Source organism: Levilactobacillus paucivorans (genome assembly GCF_001437125.1).
Classification (GTDB): domain Bacteria; phylum Bacillota; class Bacilli; order Lactobacillales; family Lactobacillaceae; genus Levilactobacillus; species Levilactobacillus paucivorans.
The window spans coordinates 1-24,133 of sequence record NZ_JQCA01000014.1; the positions used below are offsets into that span (position 1 = coordinate 1).

Consider the following 24,133-nt stretch of genomic DNA (forward strand, 5'->3'; position numbering starts at 1 on the left):
GACCACTTCTAAGAATAGATTCTTAGTGTTGCACTTGATTTGACAATTGAGGTTTTCAAAAAAAATGTGGCATTTGCCATTTTCTTTGAAGTTGGCTGTCAAATGAAAGCTTACAGTTAGCGATCACTCGAAGAGGCAAATGATCACACAATACGGTTGGGTACATTATAGGTGAAATGGTTCGCCCCGTCGGCGTTTGTGGATCACTGGAAAATGATAGGTGAAGTGTTAGGATAATCATGAGGACCAGAATCGAATAATTTATAAAATAATAAATCGGGATTTCCTGAGGCACCACTGCTGATGGGATTTCCGAACTCACAGATAATCAAGTAAACTTACTGAACGAAAGGACGGCCGCCATCATGTTAAAGCACAGACAGAAGCGAACAGTAAAATTGACGCAAGTGCCATGCAAATGGCTCTATGCTAGCGTCACGATGGTCGTCGGCCTCAGTGCAGGTTTTTTGGTGTCCACTCAAGCGGCTTATGCGGCGACGCCAGTTAGTCAGCAAGTGACGTCAACTAAAATGACAACAGAAGAGAAAACCGATCCTGACGAAGAGTCGGCTGGTTCGAAGACTGAAACGCAATCGGACACGAACACCGATGATGATCCAGCAGGTTCAAAATTAGGGACGGACGAAACGTGTGGAACTGACGGGGCAACAACGCCAGTCACCACGCCAAAACAGACAGCTGGGGAAACCAAACCAGTCAAGCCCGTTGAAACGAAGTCCAATTTCAGTTACAGCCAGGACAAGGATGGTACCTACATCGTGACTGGTTACACGGGTGAAGCCCAGCAACAGGCCGATGGTTCCGCCCCTCAAGATGGTTACGCCACGGCAATTACCATTCCCGATACTTATATGGGGAAGGCTGTCACTGGGATTGCGGCGAATGCCTTTAACAATGTTGCTGGAAGAGACAATCATTTGGGTATTGTGAAGGCCCTGACTTCCGTTACTTTGGGAGCTAACATTAAGTGGGTGGGGGCGCACGCCTTTGCACACAACAACCTGACGTCACTAACGTTACCAAACAGTACCTGGTCCATTAAGGCTGGGGCCTTTGAGGATAATCAGTTGACGACGGTTGAACTGAACCGCGTCGAACAGATTGACGAGGATGCCTTTGCGGATAACAAGTTGACGAAGGTTGTGATTCCAGATACCACCACCGGGATTGGGGACCGCGCTTTTAATCAGAATGCCATCACGCAACTAACCTTAGGTGACAAGCTACAGCGAATTGGGACCAGTGCGTTTGCCAATAATCAAATTGGCGGAAACCTGACCTTACCTACTACGCTGATTAACTTAGGTGACGCTGCCTTTCAAAAGAACAAATTGACCGGAATTTCACTGGATGATAATCTTCAGACAATTGGGACGGATGCGTTCAACACCAACCTTATCGCGGGTAACGTGGTTTTACCGACCGCGTTAACGGAATTAGGGGCTGGGTCGTTCGCCAATAATCACTTGACGGGTGTAACCTTTAACTCAGCGATCACCAAGATTAACAACGGTGTCTTTGAGAACAACAAATTTAGTGGAATTCTTAAATTACCAGATTCCGTCGAAAACATTGGGGATAGTGCCTTTGCCAACAACCAGTTGACGGGTGTGGACCTCGGTCCCAACGTCACCACGATTGGCACGTCAACCTTTACCAAGAATCAGTTGGCTGGGACGCTGGAAATGCCAGCTAATCTGACGTCGATTGGGGACAGTGCCTTTAACTACAACCAACTCACAGGGATTGATTGGAACGACCAGACGATTTCCTTGGGGAAAAGTGTCTTCGCACACAACTCTCTGCAGGGCACGTTAGTTATTCCGAAGACGATTGTTAACATTGGGGATCAGGATTTTTATGCCAATGCACTTACCGGATTAATTATTGATAACCCACTCGAAAGTTTGGGCGAGGAAGCCTTTGCCTATAATAACTTGCAGGATATTCAAGTCACCAAAGACATTGGGACCTCAGGTGACTATGCCTATGCGCACCAAAAGGCATTGACGGGGGTTTCCGTGACGATTCAAGGATTGAATGCATCTGGCGTAAAGGCTGCGATTGCCAAGCGTCTCGGCCTGCCAGTTTCCAAATTGGCAGATTTACAATTTGCTTTGAATGGCGAAAGAATAACGTATGACGAATACAGTGATACGTTAGTTTTGCCCGTCGAGGTGGCCTATGAAGACGAAGTTGATTTGAGCCTGTCTTCTACCAGTACGGACACCGGGCGCTATGGGGTTGATGAGTTGTTACTGGAACTCAATCGAATTCCAGACCTGACACCACCGGATCACGATCCTAGTACCGATCCTTCAACGGACCCAACAACGAATCCATCCATGGATCCAACAACGGACCCCACTACAGATCCAACGACTGATCCTTCAACAGACCCATCCACGGATCCAAGTACCGATCCATCTACGCCAACGGATCCAGTGACGCCAGTAACGCCGGTCGATCCGACTGACAATATTCCACATGAAATCGTGGCGCCAATTCCAATGGCCGTAAAGATTCAGCCTTGGGCGGTCGGCCCCACTGAAATGGCAAATCATCATGCCCACTTCACGGGAGATTCTTCTTGGGAATACGCGACACCAATGTCGATGACATTTAAGGTGTCGAGATACTCAGGCCCTGTCACTCGTCAAATGGAGACGAGCCAGGCCCAACAAAAGACGCGGACTTCTCAACAGGCTACGACGGCCACTAAGACCAAGAAGGCTAAGTTGCAGACAACCAACACCACGTTGCCACAAACGGGGGAACGTGAAAGTATCGTTGCCTGGCTGGGAGCGATGTTAGGACTCTTAGGAACCTGGGGCCTGCGTCGCAGACGTCAAGATTAAAACATAAATAAACACTAAACGGGCCTGGGATCACCCCAGGTCCGTTTAGCTTGAATGAATCGAATTTTTAATGGATGAAAGAGACGGTAAAAATAATGCCAAATGGAACGAAGCAGCATTACAAAATGTATAAGGCCAAGAAACAGTGGCTAGTCATGGGGGTAACTGCCATGGCCTTGGGTGCAGGACTGGCTGTGGGAACCACGGCACAGGCTGCGACACCAACCAGTGCGACTAATGAAAATACCAGTGACAACGCGGCGGCCCCTTCGAGTGCTACGTCAGGAATGGAGTCGAAGACGCCTAGCAGTGCCACTAGTGAAGCGGGGGAGAAAGCTTCACCGTCAAGTAGCACTGCTCCTGGCGAATCTCAGGCGGCACCGGCCTCTAGCCTAGCAGGCCAGAAAAAAGAACCAGCAGCCCAACCAGAAAATTCAGTAGCCCAGCCTGCCGGTTCGACGGCTGATCCAGCTGACGCGCCAGCTGATCCCTTAAAAAATTCAGTGGTGACACCGCCAGTTCAGAGGTACCAGGTCAATGATCTGAAGGTCTTGAGTCGTTCGGACATGTTGTATTCTGGTTTGGATGCAGCCCGTCCGGCGGCACGGATGGCAGTTTTGGCGGATGATACGCCAGTTACTTCCAAGGATGGCAACTTTGAATATGTTGAAGTTCCTTGGGGTGTTGAAATCACGAAGTATGTTGGAACCAATCCAGATGTTACAATCCCCGATCAAGTGGATGGATTGACGGTTCAGAATATTGGTGCAAATGCTTTTGATTATGCTGACGGTGATAGTAAGGTTCAACTGCAGTCGGTAAAGTTTGAGACTACTAGTATGTGGGAAATTGGATCCAATGCATTTGCTGGGAATGACATAAAAACTGTTGACCTTCCTGAAAGCTTGACCCAAATTGATGACCATGCGTTTGCGAATAATAATAACTTGAAGGTTGTGACTTTTGGATCCAAAGTTACCACAATTGGTGAATCTGCCTTTGCTGGTGATAATCTGACTGCAGTCGATATACCGGATACAGTCAAATCAATTGGTATTAGTGCCTTTGCAAAGAATAGTAGCCTGAGCACGGTGACGTTAGGTACTAAGCTTTCTCAGCTCAGCACAATTGGTGAATCTGCCTTTGATGGCGACAACTTAGCAGAAGTAGACATACCAGATAGTGTCACAACAATCGGAAAGAGAGCCTTTGCTGGAAATAGTGCTCTGAACAAAGCAACGCTTAGTTCTCAGCTTATAACAATTGGTGAATCTGCCTTTGATGGCGATAACCTAGCAGAAGTTGATATACCGGATAGTGTCACAACCATCGGGAAGAGGGCCTTTGCCGGGAATAGTGCTTTGAACAAGGTAACGCTTAGTTCTCAGCTTACAACGATTGGTGAATCTGCCTTTGATGGTGATAACCTAACAGAGGTTGATATACCAAATACAGTCACAACAATTGGGAAGCGAGCTTTTGCAGGAAATAGTGTTCTGAACAAGGTGATACTTGCTCCTCAGCTTTCTCAACTCACTACAATTGGTGAATCTGCTTTTGACAGCGACAACCTAGCAGAAGTAGATATACCAGATACAGTCACAACAATCGGTAAGAGAGCTTTTGCAGATAATAAAGTTCTGAGCACGGTGACATTCGGCACGCATCTCATTACGATTGGTGAGTCTGCCTTTGATGGCGACAACTTAACAAGTGTTGTTATACCAGATCAGGTTAAGCCTGTGGATGAGAAGTCTGAATTCACCATTGGAACGAGTGCCTTTGCTAATAACAAAAACCTAAGTAATCTGACTATTGGGAAAAACACTTTCTCAATTGGTGACACAGCATTTTCCGGTGACATACTAGATGGAAAATTGACGATCCCGAATACTGTCAAATCAATTGGTGATAGTGCATTTGCAGATAATCAATTGGACGAACTGATTTTTGAGACTTCCGATGATGGGTCGATTCTGGATAATATTGGAGAGTCGGCGTTTGCTGGTAATAAGTTAACAACTTTGACAATTCCTGATACAGTTAACGCACTTTCAATTGGTGACAGTGCGTTTGCCAATAATGGCTTGAAAGATTTGAATCTGGGAACTACCGCTGGTTCCAAATTAACAACTATTGGGAATTCAGCTTTTGATGGCAATCAGTTAGCTGGTGAATTAAGCATCCCTGATTCAGTGACAACGATTGGTTCTAATGCCTTTATCGGGACACCTAAGACCAACCAACTGAGCACGCTGATTCTAGGGAATAGCGTAAAAACCATCGGTGACGGAGCATTTAAGGGCAATGCCTTGACCGGAGCTCTCGCTTTGCCTGATTCAGTCACTGATATCGGGACTTCGGCGTTTGAAGATAACGATCTGGGTGCCGTTGAGTTTGGCAATCAAGTGGCTAATTTAGGAAACCATGCGTTTGTCGGAAACGACTTACAACTGATCAATGCAACGGGAAATATCGCTTCGTTCTCTGGCACGCCGGTGGATCCTGACGATCCTAATGGACCTCAAGACCCTGGGGATGCCTTTGCGGCGCAGAAGAGCCTTAAGGACGTGACGGTTAAGACGACAGGAAACACGGCACTGGCAGTTCGAGCGGCTATCATGGAAAAATTAGGCTTACAAAATCTGCCCCTTGGAAACTTAACCTTTACCACGCAGAGTGGAGAAGTCCTCAAGTATGATGCGGCTAATGACACGTTACCGGTTGGTCAAAGTTCTGGGACGTTATCACTGGTCCTGACTTCGAGTGATACTGGTGATCAGAGTGAAGGAAATTATGGGACACAAGATCTTGAACTGATCTTGGTTCCAGAGAAGACGGACCCAACTACGCCGGAAACCCCGGTGGATCCAGATGATCCGAACAAACCCGTTGATCCCACGACGCCGACTAAACCAGTCAAGCCTAGTAAACCAGCGACGAAACCTTCCAAACCAGCACAAACGGTTAAGAAGACAACGAAGTCTAGCAAATCGGCGCCTAAGGGCACGGCAGCTAGTCAGTATCATGCGGGCTTAACCGTTGCTGGTCAATTGGCGGAAAATAGCAACAGTCGTTTACTGACGACCGCACCAACTGAAGCGACGCCAAAGTCGACTCAGAGTGCTAAGCAACAGACAACCACGACGCTTCCACAGACCGGCGAACAACAATCGCCATGGCAGTGGTTGGGACTACTGGGCCTCAGCCTATTGAGCTGGTTAGGTCTGGCCGATCGTCGTCGCAAAAATTAATTGAATATCAGGTCTAAGGCTCGTGACGGGTAACTGTTGCGAGCCTTTTCTATGCTCTCGGCGGGGATGAAAAACCGTTTCCATTTTCAAGCCAGAGTCCTGCATCGCGCGGACATCGTCCGCACCTTTCACAACACGGACACCATGAAACCCCCGGCTCGGATTGATCGGGGTAAGTGCGCAACCGGTAGGAAGAATTGACAATTGTGGGGAATTTCGCTAAAGTCGACTTAATAATTGCGCCAGACCATTTCGTATCCTAACGGGGAAAGTGGGGGTCTTATGATGTCAGAAGTCGTGAAGCCAGAAGACCTGTTTGCCTTGCGCTCACTGGCTCAACCGGTGAGTGATGGTCAACGGGTCTACTACCTAGAGAGTCACCTAGACCAGCAACAGAATCGTAACCAGTCCAGTATTTTTAGTGTCAGTCTGGCCGCTGGGGATGATCGGCGGCGTTGGAGTCCGGAAGGCGTGACTGTTTCTCAGCTGACGTTGAGTCCTGACCGCCGTTACCTGGCCTTTACCGGCCAGGTTGGCGATCATACCCAGCTCTTTCGAGTTGATTTGACCGGGGGAGCTCCTGCGCAATTGACCAAGGGGGACCGCGACATCGACAACCCTGTCTGGGCCGCAGACGGGCACGTTCTCTACTTTCAAACAGTCGTGGGTGAACCGGAATCAACCAAATTCCCACAGCCCCACGTGGTGACCCGCTTGTGGTATCAAGAAGATGGGGTGGGTATTCTGCCACAGGGCCTGACCTACCAGTGCCTGCGTTATGATTGTGAGACTGGGGATCAGTCGGTCGTTCTGGAACAGTCGAGTGACTTTCAGGTCATGGCGGCTAACGCCCAGGGCTTGGTCTATGGTCGCAAACGATTGCCGGACGATGACCAGGACTTCAGTGTGGGCGTGTACTGGCATAGCTTCGATGGCAATGCCGACCGGTTACTGAATGCTGACGAGGCTCAAGGCATCTTTGACAGTGCTGTCCTGAGTCCGGACGGGACGCACGTGGCCATGTGGGGGCTGGACAATCACATCATGGATGTGGCCCAAGCCCACGCTTGGGTGGTCGATCTGACCACTGGCGACCTGACAGATGTCACCGCCCCCCGCGACGTTGAGGTCGGGGACAAGCTGACCAATGACAGCCAGTACGGCCAGTCGGGTCAATCGATGGCCTGGCTGGATCCAGCGACCCTCTTAACCTTGGAAAATGTGGCCGGACGGGTGTCTCTGATCCGGCAGACGGCAACGGGAGAACGCGTGACGCCATTGCTTGACGGCAACCGGGGTATCACAGACTTTTCCGTCGTTGATGACCGTACGATTGTTTTTACCGAGACGACCATGACCAGTGTTAGCCGGTTGAAGGCCCTCGACCTGACAACGATGACGGAACGCGAGTTGGTGAACCCCAACGCGCAGTACGAGGCAACCCACGCGCTCGTGACCGGACAACCTTTTACCTTTCAGACGGCAGATTTTCCGGTGTCCGGCTGGTATTTTCCACCGGTCATCCCGCGCGCCCAGCACCCCGCGATCCTCTATATTCACGGTGGTCCTGAGGTGAACTACGGCTATAGCTTCTATCATGAATTCCAGTACCTGGTTGGCCAGGGTTACGGCGTGATTGCCATTGATCCGCGGGGCAGTACCGGTTACGGTCAGGACTTCTCGGCGGCAGTGATTGGGCATTACGGCGAGGGCGACTTTGCCGATCTGATGGCCGGAACCGACGCCGCATTGAAACTCGACACGACCATTGATCCGCAGCAGCTCTGTGTGACCGGGGGCTCGTATGGAGGCTTCATGACCAATTGGATTGAGACCCACACGACACGCTTTGCGGCGGCCGTGACTCAGCGGTCGATTTCGGATTGGGTGAGTTTCTACGGCACAAGTGACATGGGGTACTTTTTCACCAAATGGGAAATGGCCCTGGACATGACGGATGTGGCGGCCCTTTGGGAATTGTCACCATTAGCCCACGTTAAGGACGCGTCTACGCCGATCTTAATTCTACATGGTGAATCAGACCGACACAGTCCAACAACGCAAGGGATGGCCTTCTACGTGGGTTTAAAGGAGGCTGGGGTGGAGACTCAGTTAGTTCTCTTCCCAGAATCGACTCACGAGCTGTCCCGATCAGGATTACCAAATTTAAGAATTGAACGATTAAAACAACTAAATCGGTGGTTTAAGGACCACCTACCACAGGAGGAAATTTAGATGAAGATTGGATTTATCGGTGTTGGCGGGATGGCCCGGGCTATTATTGGCGGCTTACTACAGGCCCAGACGTTTGCGCCCACGGAGATCGTGGTCCACAGCCATCGCCAGGAGAGTTACCAGCCTTATGCGCAGGAACATGGCCTCGTAGCCGCGCTCAGCAATCAAAAGGTGGTTCAGACCAGTGATCTCGTGGTCTTGGCGGTCACCCCGAACGTGGCCCCAGCCGTACTAAAGGAAATTAAGGGCGACTTAGCCGGAACGAACAAGGTATTGATCTCAATTGTGGCGGGACTCTCACTCAGTGATATCGCTGACCTCGTTGGCGACTCAATCCCAACGTTACGGACACTGCCAAACGTCAACGTTACGGACACTGCCAAACGTCAACGTTGAGGTAGGCGCCGGGATGACGGCGGTTGCTGCCAACGCGGCCTTGACCGGGGACGACCTATCCGCAGCACTGCGGGTCTTCGACACCATTGGCGATACGACTGAACTGGCCGAAGACCAATTTGGCGTCTTCAGTGCTTTGGCGGGGAGTTCACCAGCCTACATTGACTTCTTCATCGATAGCCTGAGTCGAGCCGGCGTTAAGCACGGGTTGACCAAGGCCCAAGCCACCCAGATTGCCGCGCAGGCCACCTTAGGTTCTGCCAAGATGGTACTTAGCAGCGACAAGATTCCCTTTGAACTAATCGATCAAGTCTCCTCGCCCGGTGGCAGCACCGTAGCGGGTCTGTTAGCCATGGAAGAGGCGGGCTTGATGACCGCTGTGGTCAAGGGAATTGACGCCACGATCAAACGCGATGCCGGGGGTCCGGCTTAACTGAGACCGCGTGAGTTGCTTTTTTGGTCTATACCGATTACAATAATGATGTTGAGATTGTCAGTATTGATTAGGAGGAGACTCATGAGTATTGTCTTAAAACACGCGAAGATTTACACCGGGGATAGCATTATTGCCGACGGATACGTGCGGTTTGACCGCCAGATTGAAGCGGTTGGACCTGTGGCAGACTTTCGGCCCCAACCAGCCGATGAGGTTCACGTGGTCACTGGCCGCACGATTGTGCCAGGATTTATTGACGTGCATAGTCACGGGGGCTATGGATATGATAGTATGGATGGTGACCCCGACCAAATAGATCAAATGGTTAATCAAATGGTCTATGAAGGGATTACCACGATTTTTCCCACGACCATGACGCAGTCGAATGAAGCGATTGACCACGCCATGTCGGGCATTGCGGCGGCTGCCGAGCGCAACCCCGTGATTCAGGGGGTTCACTTGGAAGGCCCATTCATCGCGGCCATTTACAAGGGTGCCCAGCCGGAAGCCTACATCAAGGATCCCGACGTGGCCCTGTTGGACCGCTGGAATACGCTGTCTGGTGGTCGGGTCAAGCTGATCACCTATGCTCCAGAAGATGCCGGTGCCGCTAAATTTGAAACCTATTGTTTAGCCAATGGTATCGTGCCTTCCGTGGGGCACTCGAACGCCACTAGAGCGCAACTTTTAAACAGTCGGGCCACTCATGTGACCCACCTGTACAATGCGCAACGGGGCCTCAAGCACCGCGAACCCGGTGTGACCGGACACGCTATGTTAGAGGATAATCTCTACTGTGAATTGATCTGTGACGGGTTCCATATTGTGCCCGACATGATCAAGCTGGCTTACGAGCAGAAGGGGCCGCACCGCTTGGAATTGGTGACGGATTCGATGCGCGCCAAGGGAATGCCCGAGGGTGTCAGTGAGCTTGGCGGTCAGAAGGTTATCGTGAAGGACCGGCAAGCCCGGCTCGAGAGTGGTAATTTGGCGGGCTCCGTCTTGCGTTACGATGAAGCTTTCCGCAACGTGATGTTGTTTACGGGTTGCGGCGTCAATGAAGCCGTTCAGATGAGCTCGGTTAACCAGGCCGAAGAATTTCAGTTAACCCAGAAGGGCAAGCTTGAACCCGGTCGTGACGCGGATCTTAACGTAATGACGCCGGGCTTCCAGTTGGAAACAACGTACAGCTTGGGCCGAGAATTTAGTCAAAAGAACAAATAACTTAAAGTTGGATTTTTAGAAGGGACGTTGGGTGCTGTGAGTTCACCGATTTATATTCAAATTCATAATGACATTAAGCGCGCGATTGAAGCTGGAAAGTGGGCGGTTGGCGACCGAATTCCGTCAGAACGGGAGTTGTCGCGTGAGTTTGATGTGAGTCGGATGACCTTACGCCAAGCCATTCAAACCCTGGTCGACGAGGGAATCCTCGAACGTCAGGTGGGGTCTGGAACCTACGTGGCCAACCAGAAGGTCCAAGAAAAAATGTCTGGGGTCACAAGTTTTACCGACTTGATGCTGGCTCAGGGCAAGCAGCCTTCCAGTAAGACCATTTCCTATCACGTTATGAGTCCCTCACTGAGTGAAGCTGAAAAGTTAAAGCTCAGCGAAGAGGACCTCGTGTTACGGATGGAACGGATTCGTTACGGGGACGATGTGCCAATTTGTTTTGAAGTGGCAACCGTCCCAGAACGACTGGTCGATGGCCTCAGTAAGAAAGAAGTCACGAGTTCTCTGTATCGCGCCCTCGAAGATAAGAAAGGCCTGAATCCCGGTAAGGCCCAACAGACGGTTTCCGCCATGTCGGCTTCCGAGCGGATTTCAGAATACCTGAACATCAAGCGGGGCGACGCAATCTTGCGGCTTCGTCAGGTGACCTGTTTACAGGATGGCACGCCATTCGAATACGTGCGGACCCAGTATGTTGGGGAACGTTTCGAGTTTTATTTGGAAAAGTAAAAAGTGTGCTCAAAAGCGGAGTCGACTGCCTTTAATCACACGTTTCAAAAAGTAAATTTGAAAATGAAAAATGGAGCTATGACATTTGTCACGGCTCCATTTTTTTAGAAAGAGGGCAGGCTGATGTTTATTCGACGAGCGCGGCGTGACGACAACTTTCATGAAGTGGCCGAACTTTATCTGACGGTCTGGCGTTCTGCCTATGAGGGCATGCTGTCTACAAAATTCTTGGACCAACTGTCGGTTGATAATTGGCATCCGGAACGTGGGTGGCAGCAGACTTGGTTGGCCTTTCAGGGCGCCAAGGTAGTGGGTATTTGTGCCGCGGGTCCAGCCAGAAAGGCTGAGCGGTCGGGGTGGGGCGAGATCTATTCGATTTACGTTCTCCCCAGCGTGCAGCATCAAGGTGTTGGGCAACAACTTATGGCAGCGGCCCTCACAGATCTAGCTGCGACGACCGATCAGATTTATTTGGAAGTCCTCGCGGCTAATCGGGTAGCGCAGACGTCCTACCGCCGCTTTGGGTTCAAACAAAAAGACTCTGCCCAGTTACGGATAGAGTCTCAAGGTGAACTTTCAGTGATTGAAATGGAACGGGTACGCCACCATTAGTGTTGTTGTTTTGCCTGTTGGCGAACCAAATGGAGGTAGCGGGGGATGATGGCAATCCGCTTGAGCCGCTTGGGTTCTTTAAAGGTTCGGTAGGCCCATTCCAAATGGTGTTCCTGCCAGAACTTGGGTGCCCGGTCGACGGCGCCAGCGAGGACATCGAAGCTACCGCCAACGCCCATCCACAGCCCCTTAGTCGTATGCCGATGTTGGGCGACAAAGTTTTCTTGTTTAGGGAAGCCGAGAGCCGCGAAGACCATGTCAGGCTGTGTGGCCTGGATATCGGCAACGATGGCAGTGTCATCGTCAAAATAGCCATCGTGAATACCAGCAATGACGAGTCCAGGGAAGTCGCGTGGCAGCGTCCGCTTCAGCGTGGCGACCACTTCGGGTTTAGCGCCCACGAAGTAGGCTGAGCGGTGTTCGCGGCCGGCCCACTCGAGGAGGGCGTGCATCGTATCGAAGCCGGTAATCCGTTCCGGTAACGGTTGATTTAAGATTTTGGCTCCGTCTAGGATCCCCACGCCATCGGGGGTAATGTAGTCCGCGTTGCGAATTAACCGTTGATACTCGGGGTGTTCGTGCGCGTACATCACAATTTCAGGATTAGCGGTGACGACGAAGGTATTTTGTTCAGCCACGATTCGAGCCTGTAACGTGGCCAGCAGGCGGTCGGCCGTGGTCTTGACGAAGGGAATGCCAAGAACGGTAACCGTAGAGAATGAAGGTTGCATAGGGACTCCTTTCAGGATTGTCATCCGGACTAATTAAGCACCGGTGACCATGTTAAAAAGTATGACGCTCCATGGGTTTCATGCTAAAATAAGTCTATTAGAATTGAAAATGAAATCAAGCCAGCTCAAAACCAGCTAAGGGAGAAACTCATTATGACGAATTTGTATCCCGACGACAGTTATACACTGCACACGGATGCCTATCAGATCAATATGATTCAGACGTATTATCAACAGGGAATTGCCGACAAACACGCGGTCTTTGAAGTCTTTTTCCGCGACATGCCATTCCATAATGGGTATGCGGTGTTTGCTGGTTTGGAGCACATCGTTCATTATATCCAAAATTTACATTTTTCCCAAACCGATATTGATTATTTACGAGAAGCTGAAGAATATCCGGAAGAATTTTTGGATTATTTGGCGAACTTTAAGTTCCGCGGGTCGATTCGTTCGGCCGTGGAAGGCGAATTAATTTACGCCCACGAACCAATCTTACAGGTCGAGGGACCATTGGCCGATTGCCAGTTGGTTGAGACGGCGATCTTAAACATCGTCAACTACCAAACGCTGATTGCCACGAAGGCGGCGCGGATTCGTTCCGTCGCTGGGGATGACGCCCTGATGGAATTCGGAACGCGACGGGCGCAAGAATTTGACGCCGCAATCTGGGGCACCCGGGCCGCCTACATCGGTGGCTTTGACGCCACATCTAACGTTCGTGCCGGGAAGCTCTTCGGTATTCCGATCAGCGGGACTCACGCGCATGCCTTGGTTCAGGCCTACGGCAATGATCACGATGCCTTCATGGCTTACGCGCAGACCCATAACGACTGTGTCTTTCTAGTGGATACCTACGACACGCTGCGCAGTGGGGTACCGAACGCCATCGCCGTTGCCAAAGAGATGGGCGATCGGATCAATTTCCAAGGGGTCCGGATCGATTCTGGAGATATGGCTTATCTGTCCAAACGGGTTCGCCAAAAGCTGGATGAAGCTGGTTTCCCGAATGCTAAAATTTATGCGTCCAACGACCTGGATGAGAAGACCATCCAGAGTTTGAAGATGCAAGATGCCAAGATTGACGTCTGGGGTATCGGGACCAAGCTGATCACCGCCTTTGACCAACCAGCCTTGGGGGCCGTCTACAAGATGGTCTCAATCGCTGATGACCACGGCGAGATGAAGGGAACCATTAAGCTATCCAACAATGCCGAGAAGGTGACGACGCCAGGTAAGAAACAGGTTTGGCGGATCACCAAGAAGGCGGATGGCAAGACCGAGGGGGATTATGTGACCTTGGCCGATGAGGATCCCCGACGTGAAGAGAGTATCTTCATGTTCCACCCAAGTTTCACGTATATCAATAAAACCGTGAATGATTTCAACGCACGGCCAATCCTGCAATCAATTTTTGAGGACGGCGAGTTGGTTTACAAATTACCAGCGTTGTCGGCCATTCGGGATCGTTGTCGTGGGGCTTTGGCCAACCTCTGGCCAGAGTACAAGCGTGACTTGAATCCACAGAAGTATCCAGTGGACTTGTCACAGGATTGTTGGGACCACAAGATGGCGCTCATCAAAGAGATTCATCAGTATGTTCAGAAGATGCCAGAATAGGTTAGGCGTTTAGAATTTAGGGGGATGGAAATATGCGAGCAATGCAGAAAACCATTATTGAAGCGTTGAAGGTTCAACCAACGATTGATCCGGAAACGGAGATTCGGCGAAGCGTGGATTTCCTCAAGGATTATCTCAAGCGTTATGACTTCATGAAGACGCTGGTGCTTGGAATCTCTGGGGGTCAGGATTCAACGTTAACCGGGCTGTTGTGTGAACGAGCTGTCACCGAACTTCGCCAGGAGACCGGCGATGAGGCCTATCGTTTCATTGCGGTGCGGTTACCTTATGGCGAACAGGCCGATGAGGACGATGCCATGATGGCCATTGACTTCATGGGAGCCGACGAGGTCCAGCGCGTAAACATTCAACCGGCTACCGATGCCATTGTGGCGGCGGTGGAAGCCAATGGGGGTCCCATCAGTGATTTTAACAAGGGGAACATCAAGGCGCGGCAACGGATGATTGCGCAGTATGCCATTGCGGGGGCCCGTTCCGGAGCTGTCGTGGGGACCGACCATGCGGCCGAAGCTGTGACGGGGTTCTACACCAAGTATGGTGATGGTGCGACCGATATTTGCCCAATCTGGCGGCTAGATAAGCGCCAGGGTGCGGCGATGTTAGCCTTTCTGGGGACGCCAGAACACCTCTACAAGAAGGTGCCAACAGCAGATCTGGAAGATGACCGGCCAGCCTTGCCCGATGAGGACGCGCTAGGCGTTCGCTACCAGGACATTGACGATTACCTGGAAGGCAAGCCGGTGAGTGAGACTGCCGCCGAAAGAATTGAACAATGGTATCAAAAGACCGCGCACAAGCGGCATTTACCAGTCAACGTGTACGATACGTTCTGGCAGAAGTAGGTCACAGACAAAGGATGGATAGCCATGCAAAAGAATAATATGAACAGTTATATTCGCGTTTTAAGTCAAGTCCTCCAGGAAACGGAAGATGGCGGCGAAGCCATGAACGGCGACTTTGAAACCGTACGTCACGCCCTGGACAATCAAACAGTGGGCGAGCTCTCACAGGTCGACCTACAGAAGATTGCCGACAATTTCCAACGGGGAACCGATGCCTATGAGGCCAAGCTGAACCAACTCCAACAGGCCAGTGTGCCGGTTCGGATTCTTGGTAAGCACAAGTCATTAGTGGCCGCTTACCGGACCTATACGGATGCCTGCCAAGCCATGACCGATAGCCTTGACGTTGAACATCAGACGGTCGATCAGGCTGCTTTTGATGCGTCAGAGAAGACGCAGGAGAACGCCATGGAGAAAGTCACGGCCGCCACACAACGCATCATGACGAGTCCAATGTAAGGTTAAAAGTTAAAGGCTAACGGGGAAGGGACGGTTGTTCCGACCCCGTTTTGTGATCCGACTTAATTTGAGTCACGCGAACATAGAATTGGGCGACCCACTCCCGCTAAGATGGTATAATACGAGTATGTGAAGTGAGAGTGTGACAAAAGGCGGTTAGTCAATGAGCATTAACGTCGATAGACGAACAATCCCGGTCTTGAATTGTTTATCTATCGGGGTTAAGTGGAGTTGACTGCCCTTCGTCGTACGTTTCGACTATAAATGTTCGGAGCGCAAATTGAGACAAAAGTTTCAGGCCCTGAGAGGCAATTAAGAAGTGATGGAGGGTTTGCATGGCAACTGAAAGAGAAGAAAAATTGGTTGATTTAGCCCCGTCGGTTCATCGACAACTTGGGCAGTACCGCGTCGACCAGATCCGCGCCGTGCTCACGCTGATGGATGAGGGGAATACGGTTCCTTTCATTGCCCGGTATCGAAAGGAACGGACGGGATCGCTGGATGAAGTGGCGATTCGAGATATCGAGGACGAAGCTACTCGGCTAGCTAAACTGAACAAGCGGCGGGCGGATGTCTTGGGCATTGTTGCTGAACAGCAAGCATTGACGCCAAAATTAAAGCAAGCACTGACTCAGGCGACGACCCTTCAGCAGGTGGAGGACCTCTACCTGCCTTACAAGAAGAAACGGCAAACCAAGGCGACGGTGGCCATTCAACATGGTCTGAAGCCCTTGGCCCAATGGTTACTGACCTTTCCCACGGGTAACCTTGACGCACGTGCTAAGACCTATGTGAAGCGCGATCAAGAGTTGCCCGATGTGGCCGCCGTTTGGGCTGGGGTCCACGAGATTTTAGCGGAGGCCTTCAGTGAACAGGCTGCCTTTCGGGAGTGGATTCGAAAGTTCACGTGGCAACACGGTGAACTCACCAGTAAGCGCCGCCGCGGATCCGACGACCGCGACGAACAGCAGGTTTACGCGACCTATTATGACTTTCAGCAACGGTTGAACCAGATTCCCCCGTATCGCGTGTTGGCGATTAACCGGGGTGACCGGGAGAAAGTCCTGTCGGTCGGCATCAGTGTCGATCCGGCGTCGATCTTGCAATACGGGCATTTCCGTCTCGTCGGCCAGCATCACGGTCCCGCCGTTGCCCGCGTTAACGCGGCGTTTGAGGATGCCTACAAACGGTTCCTGGGACCCGCGATTGAACGGGAATTACGGCGGAAATTGACGGAAACGGCCGATAATCATGCCATTCAGGTCTTTGGGAATAACCTCTACCACCTGCTGATGCAGGCTCCCTTAAAGGGGAAAGTTGTGCTGGGCTTTGATCCCGCCTACCGAACCGGGTGTAAGTTGGCGATCATGGATGCCAATGGGCGCTTCCTAACCACACAGGTGATTTACCCTCACAAGCCCGCCAGTCAACAGAAACGGGCGGCCGCGGGGCCAGCCTTCAAAAAGCTTTTGACGACGTACCACGTGGAAATGATTGCGATTGGGAACGGAACGGCCAGTCGGGAGTCCGAAGAATTCGTGAGTGACATTTTGAAGACGCTAGATCAGCCGATTTACTATGTCCTGGTCAATGAAGCCGGGGCGTCGGTCTATTCGGCCAGTGCAGCGGCTCGGGGCGAGTTCCCGGACCTACACGTCGAGGAACGTTCCGCCATCAGTATTGGTCGGCGGTTACAGGATCCCCTGGCTGAACTGATTAAGATTGACCCCAAGGCCGTGGGCGTTGGCCAGTACCAACATGACGTGCCTGAGAAGGCCCTAGATAGCCAGCTAGACCGCGTGGTCGAGACGGCGGTCAACCAGGTAGGGGTCAACGTGAACACTGCCAGTGCGGAGCTCCTAACCCATATTTCAGGGCTGACGGCGACGATGGCTAAGAATATTGTGGGTTACCGTAACGATCACGGAGCCTTTGCGAGTCGCCAGGAGCTGAAACAAGTGCCACGACTGGGACCTAAGGCCTATCAACAGGCCGTGGGGTTCCTACGAATCATTGCCGGCACTCAGCCACTGGATAACACTGACATTCACCCCGAGAGTTATTCGGCGGCGGAGAAGTTGTTACAAGGACTGGCCACGCCGGTTACGGCGATCGGGACGCCGAAGCTGCAACAACAGTTGGCCCAGATCAACACCCAGCAGTGGGCCCAGCGACTCGACATTGGGGCCACGACGCTCACGGATATTATTGATGGTCTCAGTAAACCGGGTCGAGACTTACGGGACACCATGCCGGCCCCATTATTGCGGCAGGATGTGCTCACCATGGCCGATTTGAAACCAGGGATGGAACTCCAGGGCACGGTCCGCAACGTGGTGGACTTCGGGGCGTTTGTAGATATTGGCGTTAAACAGGACGGTCTGGTGCACATCTCGCAACTGGCGGATCACTTTGTCAGTGACCCCAGCACCGTTGTCACGATTGGGGATGTGGTGACCGTATGGGTGTTGACCGTGGACGAACAACGCCAACGGATTCAACTCACGATGCGTGGCGAGCAACATGACTGACCAAGACTTACAGCGGTTGGTGGAGCAGATTTCTCTGGCGTCATTTGGAAAACCCTTCACGCATCGCGCGTGGTTCAACTATCGGTTGCGCACCACGGGTGGCCGGTATCAACTGACCGATCACAGTATCGAGATTAATCCGCGAATGCTTAGTGAACACGGACAGGCGACATTGGTGGGGATTATCAAGCACGAGTTGTGCCACTACCACCTGCATCTAGCTGGTCAGAGTGGCCAGCATCGCACGGCGGCATTCAAAGCCCTCCTGAAGCAGGTAGGGGGCTTGCGCTATGCACCGGCTCCTCAGACGGCGGCTCCTAAGCCGCGACGCTGGCAGCTCTACGAATGCACGCGGTGTCATTATCAGTATTATCGGGCTCGGCGGCTCAACGTGAACAAACTCGTTTGCGGGCGTTGTCGGGGACGTTTAAAGTGGCAGCGGACCGTGATGGCGGTCACCCGGCCACAGGCAAATTAGGAGGTTAGTGAAGATGGGCAAAACAATTATTCGGGTACCAGCGACTTCGGCAAACTTAGGACCCGGAATCGATTCAATCGGTGCCGCATTACATCTCTATTTAACAGTGATTATTGAAGAAGAAACGGATAAGTGGCGGGTTAACCACGCCTTAGGCACGACGATTCCCCGGGATGAAAATAATTTGATGGTTCAAACGGCCCTCAAGGTCGCCCCCAAGATTCATCCCCATCAACTGACCGTGATGTCAGATATTCCGGTTTCACGCGGGCTAGGTAGTTCCACCAGCGCTATCGTGGCGGGAATCAAGATCGCTAATGAACTGGGCGAGCTAGATCTGAGCATTTCGGAACAATTGAACTGGGCGGTTAAGCTTTGGGGAACGTTGGATAACGTGGCCCCAGCCTTATTAGGCCAGGCAGCCGTGGCGACGGTCAACGATGACCACGCCGATGCCATTCAGTTGCCTTTACCGGACGACATGCGCGTGCTGGTCTTCATTCCAGGGCAACAGTTGTTGTCACGGAAGAGTCGCGAGGCTTTGCCAAAGCGCGTCGAATTGAAGACGGCGGTTCATGCCAGCAGTGTCGCTAACGTATTAGTAGCGGCATTGTTGGAGAAAAACTGGGAGTTGGCTACGCGGATGATTGAACGCGATGAGTTCCACGAACAGGCCCGTTCCCAGCTGGTGCCTGAACTTAAGTTGATTCGGACAGCGGCTCACGAGCAAGGAATCACGGGAACTTACCTCAGTGGGGCTGGTCCAACCGTTGTGACCTTCGGAACTTCGCCACAGTTAACGTTGCTGCGAAACAAGCTAGCAACGGCCGATTTGCCCGGCAGTTTGCGGATCCTAGAGCTTGATCCAGCCGGGGCAACCGTCCTCACAGATGCATAAGCTCGGATTTTTTTGAATTAACTTGCAAAAAATATTGTCAGCACCCGGATCATTTGTTATACTATTTCTTGTGAGTTAATGCGCCCATGGCGGAATTGGCAGACGCGCAAGATTAAGGATCTTGTCGGGGTAAACCCGGTGGAAGTTCGAATCTTCTTGGGCGCATAACGAAACAGTGTAAGAGGTCATGATGACCCGCGAAAGCGGTGGTCATCATGACCTTTTTTTTTCGCCGTTAACGACCTTAGGCAAGAGTATTTCTCACGAAACTGCTGGGGCAAAGGTTGAAGCCGCCGACCACTACTTTCTGGGAAACTCACAACTATACGGTGACAATGATCCCGTAAATGAGGCCAAGTGGTTCTACAAGAAATTACTTGCGCTAGGCTTTGATAAAACTACGGTCTGCGTGGTTGACGTTGAAGACCCAAAGGCCCTGCAGAAGCACGTCACACACGACGTTAATTTATTTTTGAAGTAAGGGGTACACCAGCCTCATTGTGTATGCGTCTGGTAGTTGGTTCACCAGTGGCCGCATCAATAAGGACTCACTGTACAATAACACCCCAATCTGGGTAGCAGCATACGACACTGACCGGCCAGGCGTCGATGGGGCTGCAGCATGGCAATACACGGACAATGGGCATGGACTTCATACAGACTTCTCATATGACTTTACAGGCGCTCTAAGCGGCATTAAAGAGCCAGTTAAGAGCGGCAGTACGGTAACCGATAACATCCCCAATACGGCCGTTGAAGCCGATGTGGGTAAGTTCTTACAAGAGAGTGGTCTGTACACCATTACAGCTAATTCAGTGCCTGTTTACACTGATCCAACACTCACTGGGACAGCTGGCGAGACGTTAGCTAAAGGTAGCTCGCTAGTGTGCATCCCTGCAGACAAGGCAGCTCACAGCCTCATGATCAGTCGTGACATGTACATTACGTCGGATGTCAATCAAGTAAAGTACATGAAGAGGTGATCAATCTTGCGCTTTCTCGGTCTAAGTGTTGAAGATTGGGCGAGTTTGTTGGGGATTATTGGCACAGTGTGTGGGGGAGTGTTCTATTTATTCCGTATCATTGTGATAAAACCCATGAACGAGCAGAATCGGGATCTCAGCAACGCTGTCAAGTCCCTAACACACGAAGTACATGTGAATAGAGAGAATGAAGATCGGAAACATCGAGCCATAGACGACAAGCTACATGAACATGACATTAAGATTGCTCGTCATGATGAGGAACTTAAAACGTTGTTTAAAGTGGATAAGGATAGTTAGAAAACAGGTCGGGCGCTTTGCTCGGCCTGTTATAGTTTTAAAAGCACAAAATTCACACGTGCCGAGGCTCTAACCCGAATATACTTAATATTGTTATCAGCGCTGATGGCAAATAAATTTATTCGGAGGGTTTTATTATGTCTGTTACTCCTAATTTGCTATCTGATTTTGGAACTTCTGATCTTACTCCTGAAAATGCTTTACAAAGTTTTGTGATTGACAAGGATGATCCAGGTGTTGGTTATGGTGTCTTTCAGCATAACCACAATACTGAATTATGGCTTGTTAAGTATAATTATGATGTATCTAGCGCGGAAGCTACAGAAAATCATATTACACCAGTTTCTAATTATAAGATTGCCGGTAGTTTTGATAAAACGCATCCTGTTGGGCATTCTGGCTCACTACAAGTTTATCATCGGAATGGCCAAACTTATCTAATTGTTGCGACTAAGAAGACTGCTACAACGAAGAACAACTATGCGACACAGCTCACCCGAGTTCCGGTTTCGGAATTTGGCAATAATAATCCTGCTGTTCATTATGATCAGTTGAAGCGAATTGGTTCTCTTCAAAACGTTGGTGGAACGAGTCTTGGTACACCTGATCGTGTTGAATTTGCAATTGACTATTATGAAAAAAAGATTGCAGTGTGGGTTTTAGATCCTGCTACTAAGAGCCGCATGGCCCTTTATGATCTTGATGATCTTGATGCACTGTTTAATAAGGCCAATCCCGAAGTTACCATTAAGGGTACCAACTATGGTCTCGTAAGTGATTTCAGGGACTATACGAAGGCTGACTTGTTCGATCTTTCCACATCCAAGGATGACAAGTGAAGTCATCGCTCGTTACAAGGACTGGCTTTAACCAGTGCGGGGTCTGCGTATGTGGTTTGTGAAAATGGTATTGGTGATCCAAAGAAAACACCTGGTGCCAAAGGGATCTGGAAGTTTAAAGTTGGTGTAAAAGATAGCGGGAAGCCTACTCGTCTCTATAATCGCAAATGGTCACAGTTCGTGGATGGATTAACGCTTAAGGGTATTAAGGATACTGGTGTTGAAGCTGAAAACATCCAGATTATCGGTGGTGACATCTACTTGAGCGTTACCTATCATGACGTGAAAAATGGTGTTTCACATATGGCGAAGAACCGACTTTACCATTTTGACAAGACACTTATTTAATTAATTGAATAATAAAAGAGTTACCTCAGTGAAGTGGCCCACAATTGTTAGACTTATCTGTCTAGCTTTTCTATTGCATTTCACAGTAGGTAGCTCTTTTTTAGTACAACCCCTGAATATAATCAGTAGCTATTTGAGCATCTTCAGCGGGAACGGCATTGGCGCCTGTCAAACCAACGACTGAGCCGATGTATTTCCAACCGAGATCTCCAAGATAAAAGAAAAATTCTTGTTTACCATTATTGATGGTGAGATTATAGCCATCAGTATCATTGTCGGCAAACATCATTTGGAAAACGTGTCCCATTTTGAAAGTTACTCGATAAAGGTGAGACTTACCCGATTTAACTTTTTTAGTTGCAATACCCCTAATAGGTTTAGATAGATAGTAGGTTGTTGTTGAGTGGGTTCGCTTGAATTTTTTAATTTTGGCGTATCTCGTGGGCTTAAACTTTGATCCCTTTGTATGATAGACAAGCTGACTATCTGCTGAGACAGAAATGAATGGCAATGAGACATAGCCATTGTAAGCCGGCTTATTTGATTTTACGGAAAGAAAAGGAAAACTAGCAAGTGAGTTGTAAGAAAAAGCGGTATTTCTAGTATAGGGATGTTTAGCACCACCGTTGTTCTTTGACACGAGATAACTTTGGTTCCAATTCCCTAAGGTTTTGAAGACCTTTTTCTGATTTTTGATGCTTAACGAAGGATTATTAACTCCAATGAGGTTGCCGTGACCATCACTAAGACCAGACACAACAGAGCCTTTGGGGAGTGTTATCACCTTATGTCTAGATTCATTGGTTAATTTAAGTGGTTCTTTCAGTTTATAAGTTTGAAATGGGTTCTGATGTTCTGGTGTGATGGGGTTGGTTGAGTAGTCATAAAGTGTCCCCAAATAGGAAAGTTTTCGAATATCGACTTTGTGGATTAGGTTGTCTACACGCTTCCCCGTATTTACAATTCTTGCCGTTTCCGCTGAAGCATTAGTAACACCTAAGCTTCCCACAACAGCACCTAGTAACATGAGTAATAGGGTGCTTTTCCTTTTTAATTTAAACAATTTACATTCCTCCTAATAATGTTTCCCCTGAAACTTCCTATGATATCAGTATAACGCAATTGGAAGCCTGTTGGATATGCTTCATGTTGGCCAACCAGCTCAAGATAACGAGTTCGTTTTATTTTTAGATTCGCCGGTATTGCTGATTGGGGAGTCATGAAAGCCTTGACGATTGCTTTCACTCTATTAATTTCTGACGCCAACAGGTAGAGAAAATCTTCCAAGCATAAAGGTGGTGTTTCCCACGACAATGTGGCACAATCAGGGTCGCCAGGAAAACCGATTTGTTCGGTTCTCCATTTGTTGAACGACCGGAGCCACTTGTTTTCAGGATTGCTAGCCGAATTTCCGTAAATTTGGCGGCTTTCATGACAGTTAGGTAACATTTTGCCCTAGTAACCGTTTCCAATGAAAATTGCTCTTCAATTCTTTCATAGATGAGCGTAGTATATGATTCTACATTGATATATTACCAATTTTATGAAACAAAACCACTGACAAATAACTTGAAACGCGTTATAGTAGTTGTCTTGTGTCAAAAGATTGGCAAAAATTCTAAAGGAGGTCGGCGCATGAACGACTTAACTAAGGGTAACTCCCTCAAACTCATTTTCTTCTTTACGATTCCACTTTTAATTGGTAATTTATTTCAGCAATTATATAACGTTTCCGATACCGTAGTTGTGGGACAAACTCTTGGCGTGAAAGCGCTGGCCGCCGTTGGGGCAACCGGATCCATTAACTTCCTAATTATTGGGTTCGCTCAAGGCCTGACCGCTGGGTTGGCCATTATCACGGCGACGCGGTATGGCGCCAGAGATTACAAGGGTGTGCGCAAGTCTTTTGCGGCGAGCATTGTCATTTCAGTGTTGATGACGATTGTCTTAACAATCCTATCGCTGGTCTTCGTTGACCCAATCCTGCATCTGATGCAGACCCCGGCGTCAATCTTTGCTAACGCGCGGATCTTTATCAGCATTATCTTTATCGGGATCTTCGCGTCGATGGCTTTCAACCTTTTGTCCAATATTATTCGAGCATTAGGGGATTCCCGCACGCCACTGATCTTTCTAATGATCGGGACAGTTGTTAACGTTGTTCTTGAATTACTCTTCATCTTAGTCTTCCACATGGGGGTCGCCGGTGCCGGCTGGGCAACCGTGATTTCTCAAGTGGTGGCTTCACTGTTGTGGCTCTTTGTCAAATGGTGTTGAAGGATAGTTTCTATCCTTTGGAGATCTCCTCG

Annotated in this window: 17 protein-coding genes, 1 tRNA gene and 3 pseudogenes; 19 read left to right on the top strand and 2 right to left on the bottom strand. The window is 49.9% G+C overall.

Translation table 11 applies throughout. The features are described from left to right. Positions 1-365 precede the first annotated feature (365 nt). From IV54_RS00670 to IV54_RS00700, 7 genes and pseudogenes are all read left to right on the top strand, one after another. Entirely contained in the window at positions 366-2,879 is a 2,514-nt protein-coding gene (locus tag IV54_RS00670) for a leucine-rich repeat protein (protein WP_057877482.1), read from the top strand. Between the two features lie 95 nt (positions 2,880-2,974). Continuing rightward, the gene (locus tag IV54_RS00675) at positions 2,975-6,133 is read left to right on the top strand and encodes a leucine-rich repeat protein (protein WP_057877483.1); all 3,159 of its coding nucleotides are present in this window, start codon (positions 2,975-2,977) and stop codon (positions 6,131-6,133) included. 285 nt (positions 6,134-6,418) lie between these two features. Beyond that, a complete protein-coding gene (locus tag IV54_RS00680) occupies positions 6,419-8,368 on the top strand; it encodes a S9 family peptidase (protein ID WP_057877484.1) in 1,950 nt (649 codons plus the stop codon). Next, a pseudogene (gene proC, locus IV54_RS00685) lies at positions 8,369-9,197 on the top strand (pyrroline-5-carboxylate reductase). Positions 9,198-9,281: 84 nt separating this feature from the next. Continuing rightward, positions 9,282-10,424, top strand: coding sequence for an N-acetylglucosamine-6-phosphate deacetylase (gene nagA / locus IV54_RS00690; protein WP_057877485.1), 1,143 nt, complete (start codon positions 9,282-9,284; stop codon positions 10,422-10,424). A gap of 36 nt (positions 10,425-10,460) precedes the next feature. Next, a complete protein-coding gene (locus tag IV54_RS00695; RefSeq protein ID WP_057877500.1) occupies positions 10,461-11,162 on the top strand; it encodes a GntR family transcriptional regulator in 702 nt (233 codons plus the stop codon). A gap of 123 nt (positions 11,163-11,285) precedes the next feature. Next, a complete protein-coding gene (locus IV54_RS00700; protein WP_057877486.1) occupies positions 11,286-11,774 on the top strand; it encodes a GNAT family N-acetyltransferase in 489 nt (162 codons plus the stop codon). On the opposite strand, the gene IV54_RS00705 is transcribed toward IV54_RS00700, so the two are convergent. Continuing rightward, positions 11,771-12,505 (bottom strand): WecB/TagA/CpsF family glycosyltransferase, encoded by a 735-nt coding sequence (locus IV54_RS00705; protein WP_057877487.1) that lies wholly within the window; start codon positions 12,503-12,505, stop codon positions 11,771-11,773. The genes IV54_RS00700 and IV54_RS00705 overlap by 4 nt on opposite strands. A 153-nt stretch (positions 12,506-12,658) precedes the next feature. Here IV54_RS00705 and IV54_RS00710 point away from each other — a divergent pair, with 153 nt between their 5' ends. The 11 genes and pseudogenes from IV54_RS00710 to IV54_RS12215 all read left to right on the top strand — a co-directional run bounded on the left by IV54_RS00710 (position 12,659) and on the right by IV54_RS12215 (position 21,824). Then, entirely contained in the window at positions 12,659-14,125 is a 1,467-nt protein-coding gene (locus tag IV54_RS00710) for a nicotinate phosphoribosyltransferase (RefSeq protein ID WP_057877488.1), read from the top strand. 32 nt (positions 14,126-14,157) lie between these two features. Beyond that, a complete protein-coding gene (gene nadE, locus IV54_RS00715) occupies positions 14,158-14,988 on the top strand; it encodes an ammonia-dependent NAD(+) synthetase (protein ID WP_057877489.1) in 831 nt (276 codons plus the stop codon). Positions 14,989-15,012: 24 nt separating this feature from the next. Further along, a complete protein-coding gene (locus IV54_RS00720) occupies positions 15,013-15,447 on the top strand; it encodes a hypothetical protein (RefSeq protein WP_057877490.1) in 435 nt (144 codons plus the stop codon). Positions 15,448-15,782: 335 nt separating this feature from the next. Further along, positions 15,783-17,978: a Tex family protein gene (locus tag IV54_RS00725; protein ID WP_057877491.1), complete on the top strand. Its 2,196-nt coding sequence runs from the start codon at positions 15,783-15,785 to the stop codon at positions 17,976-17,978. Continuing rightward, positions 17,971-18,456, top strand: a complete 486-nt coding sequence (locus tag IV54_RS00730; RefSeq protein ID WP_057877492.1) for a SprT family protein — start codon at positions 17,971-17,973, stop codon at positions 18,454-18,456. Before IV54_RS00725 ends, IV54_RS00730 begins: the two co-directional genes overlap by 8 nt. 13 nt (positions 18,457-18,469) lie before the next feature. After that, positions 18,470-19,354: a homoserine kinase gene (thrB, locus tag IV54_RS00735; RefSeq protein ID WP_057877493.1), complete on the top strand. Its 885-nt coding sequence runs from the start codon at positions 18,470-18,472 to the stop codon at positions 19,352-19,354. 80 nt (positions 19,355-19,434) lie between these two features. Continuing rightward, positions 19,435-19,519: transfer RNA gene (locus IV54_RS00740), tRNA-Leu, on the top strand. 22 nt (positions 19,520-19,541) lie between these two features. Beyond that, on the top strand, positions 19,542-19,835 hold the full coding sequence (locus IV54_RS00745) for a glycoside hydrolase family 25 domain-containing protein (RefSeq protein WP_157054318.1): 294 nt from the start codon (positions 19,542-19,544) through the stop codon (positions 19,833-19,835). 10 nt (positions 19,836-19,845) lie between these two features. Beyond that, a pseudogene (locus IV54_RS00750) lies at positions 19,846-20,337 on the top strand (GH25 family lysozyme); the annotation flags it as partial. A 437-nt stretch (positions 20,338-20,774) separates the two neighbouring features. Then, positions 20,775-21,476, top strand: coding sequence for a helveticin J family class III bacteriocin (locus IV54_RS00760; RefSeq protein WP_057877497.1), 702 nt, complete (start codon positions 20,775-20,777; stop codon positions 21,474-21,476). 51 nt (positions 21,477-21,527) lie between these two features. Continuing rightward, positions 21,528-21,824: a hypothetical protein gene (locus IV54_RS12215; RefSeq protein WP_057877498.1), complete on the top strand. Its 297-nt coding sequence runs from the start codon at positions 21,528-21,530 to the stop codon at positions 21,822-21,824. Positions 21,825-21,924: 100 nt separating this feature from the next. Here IV54_RS12215 and IV54_RS00770 read toward each other — a convergent pair whose 3' ends face one another. Next, positions 21,925-22,887: a hypothetical protein gene (locus IV54_RS00770; protein WP_057877499.1), complete on the bottom strand. Its 963-nt coding sequence runs from the start codon at positions 22,885-22,887 to the stop codon at positions 21,925-21,927. Positions 22,888-23,459: 572 nt separating this feature from the next. On the opposite strand from IV54_RS00770, the pseudogene IV54_RS00775 reads away from it, so the two are divergent. Then, positions 23,460-24,077, top strand: a pseudogene (locus IV54_RS00775) (MATE family efflux transporter); the annotation flags it as partial. Between the last annotated feature and the right edge of the window lie 56 nt (positions 24,078-24,133).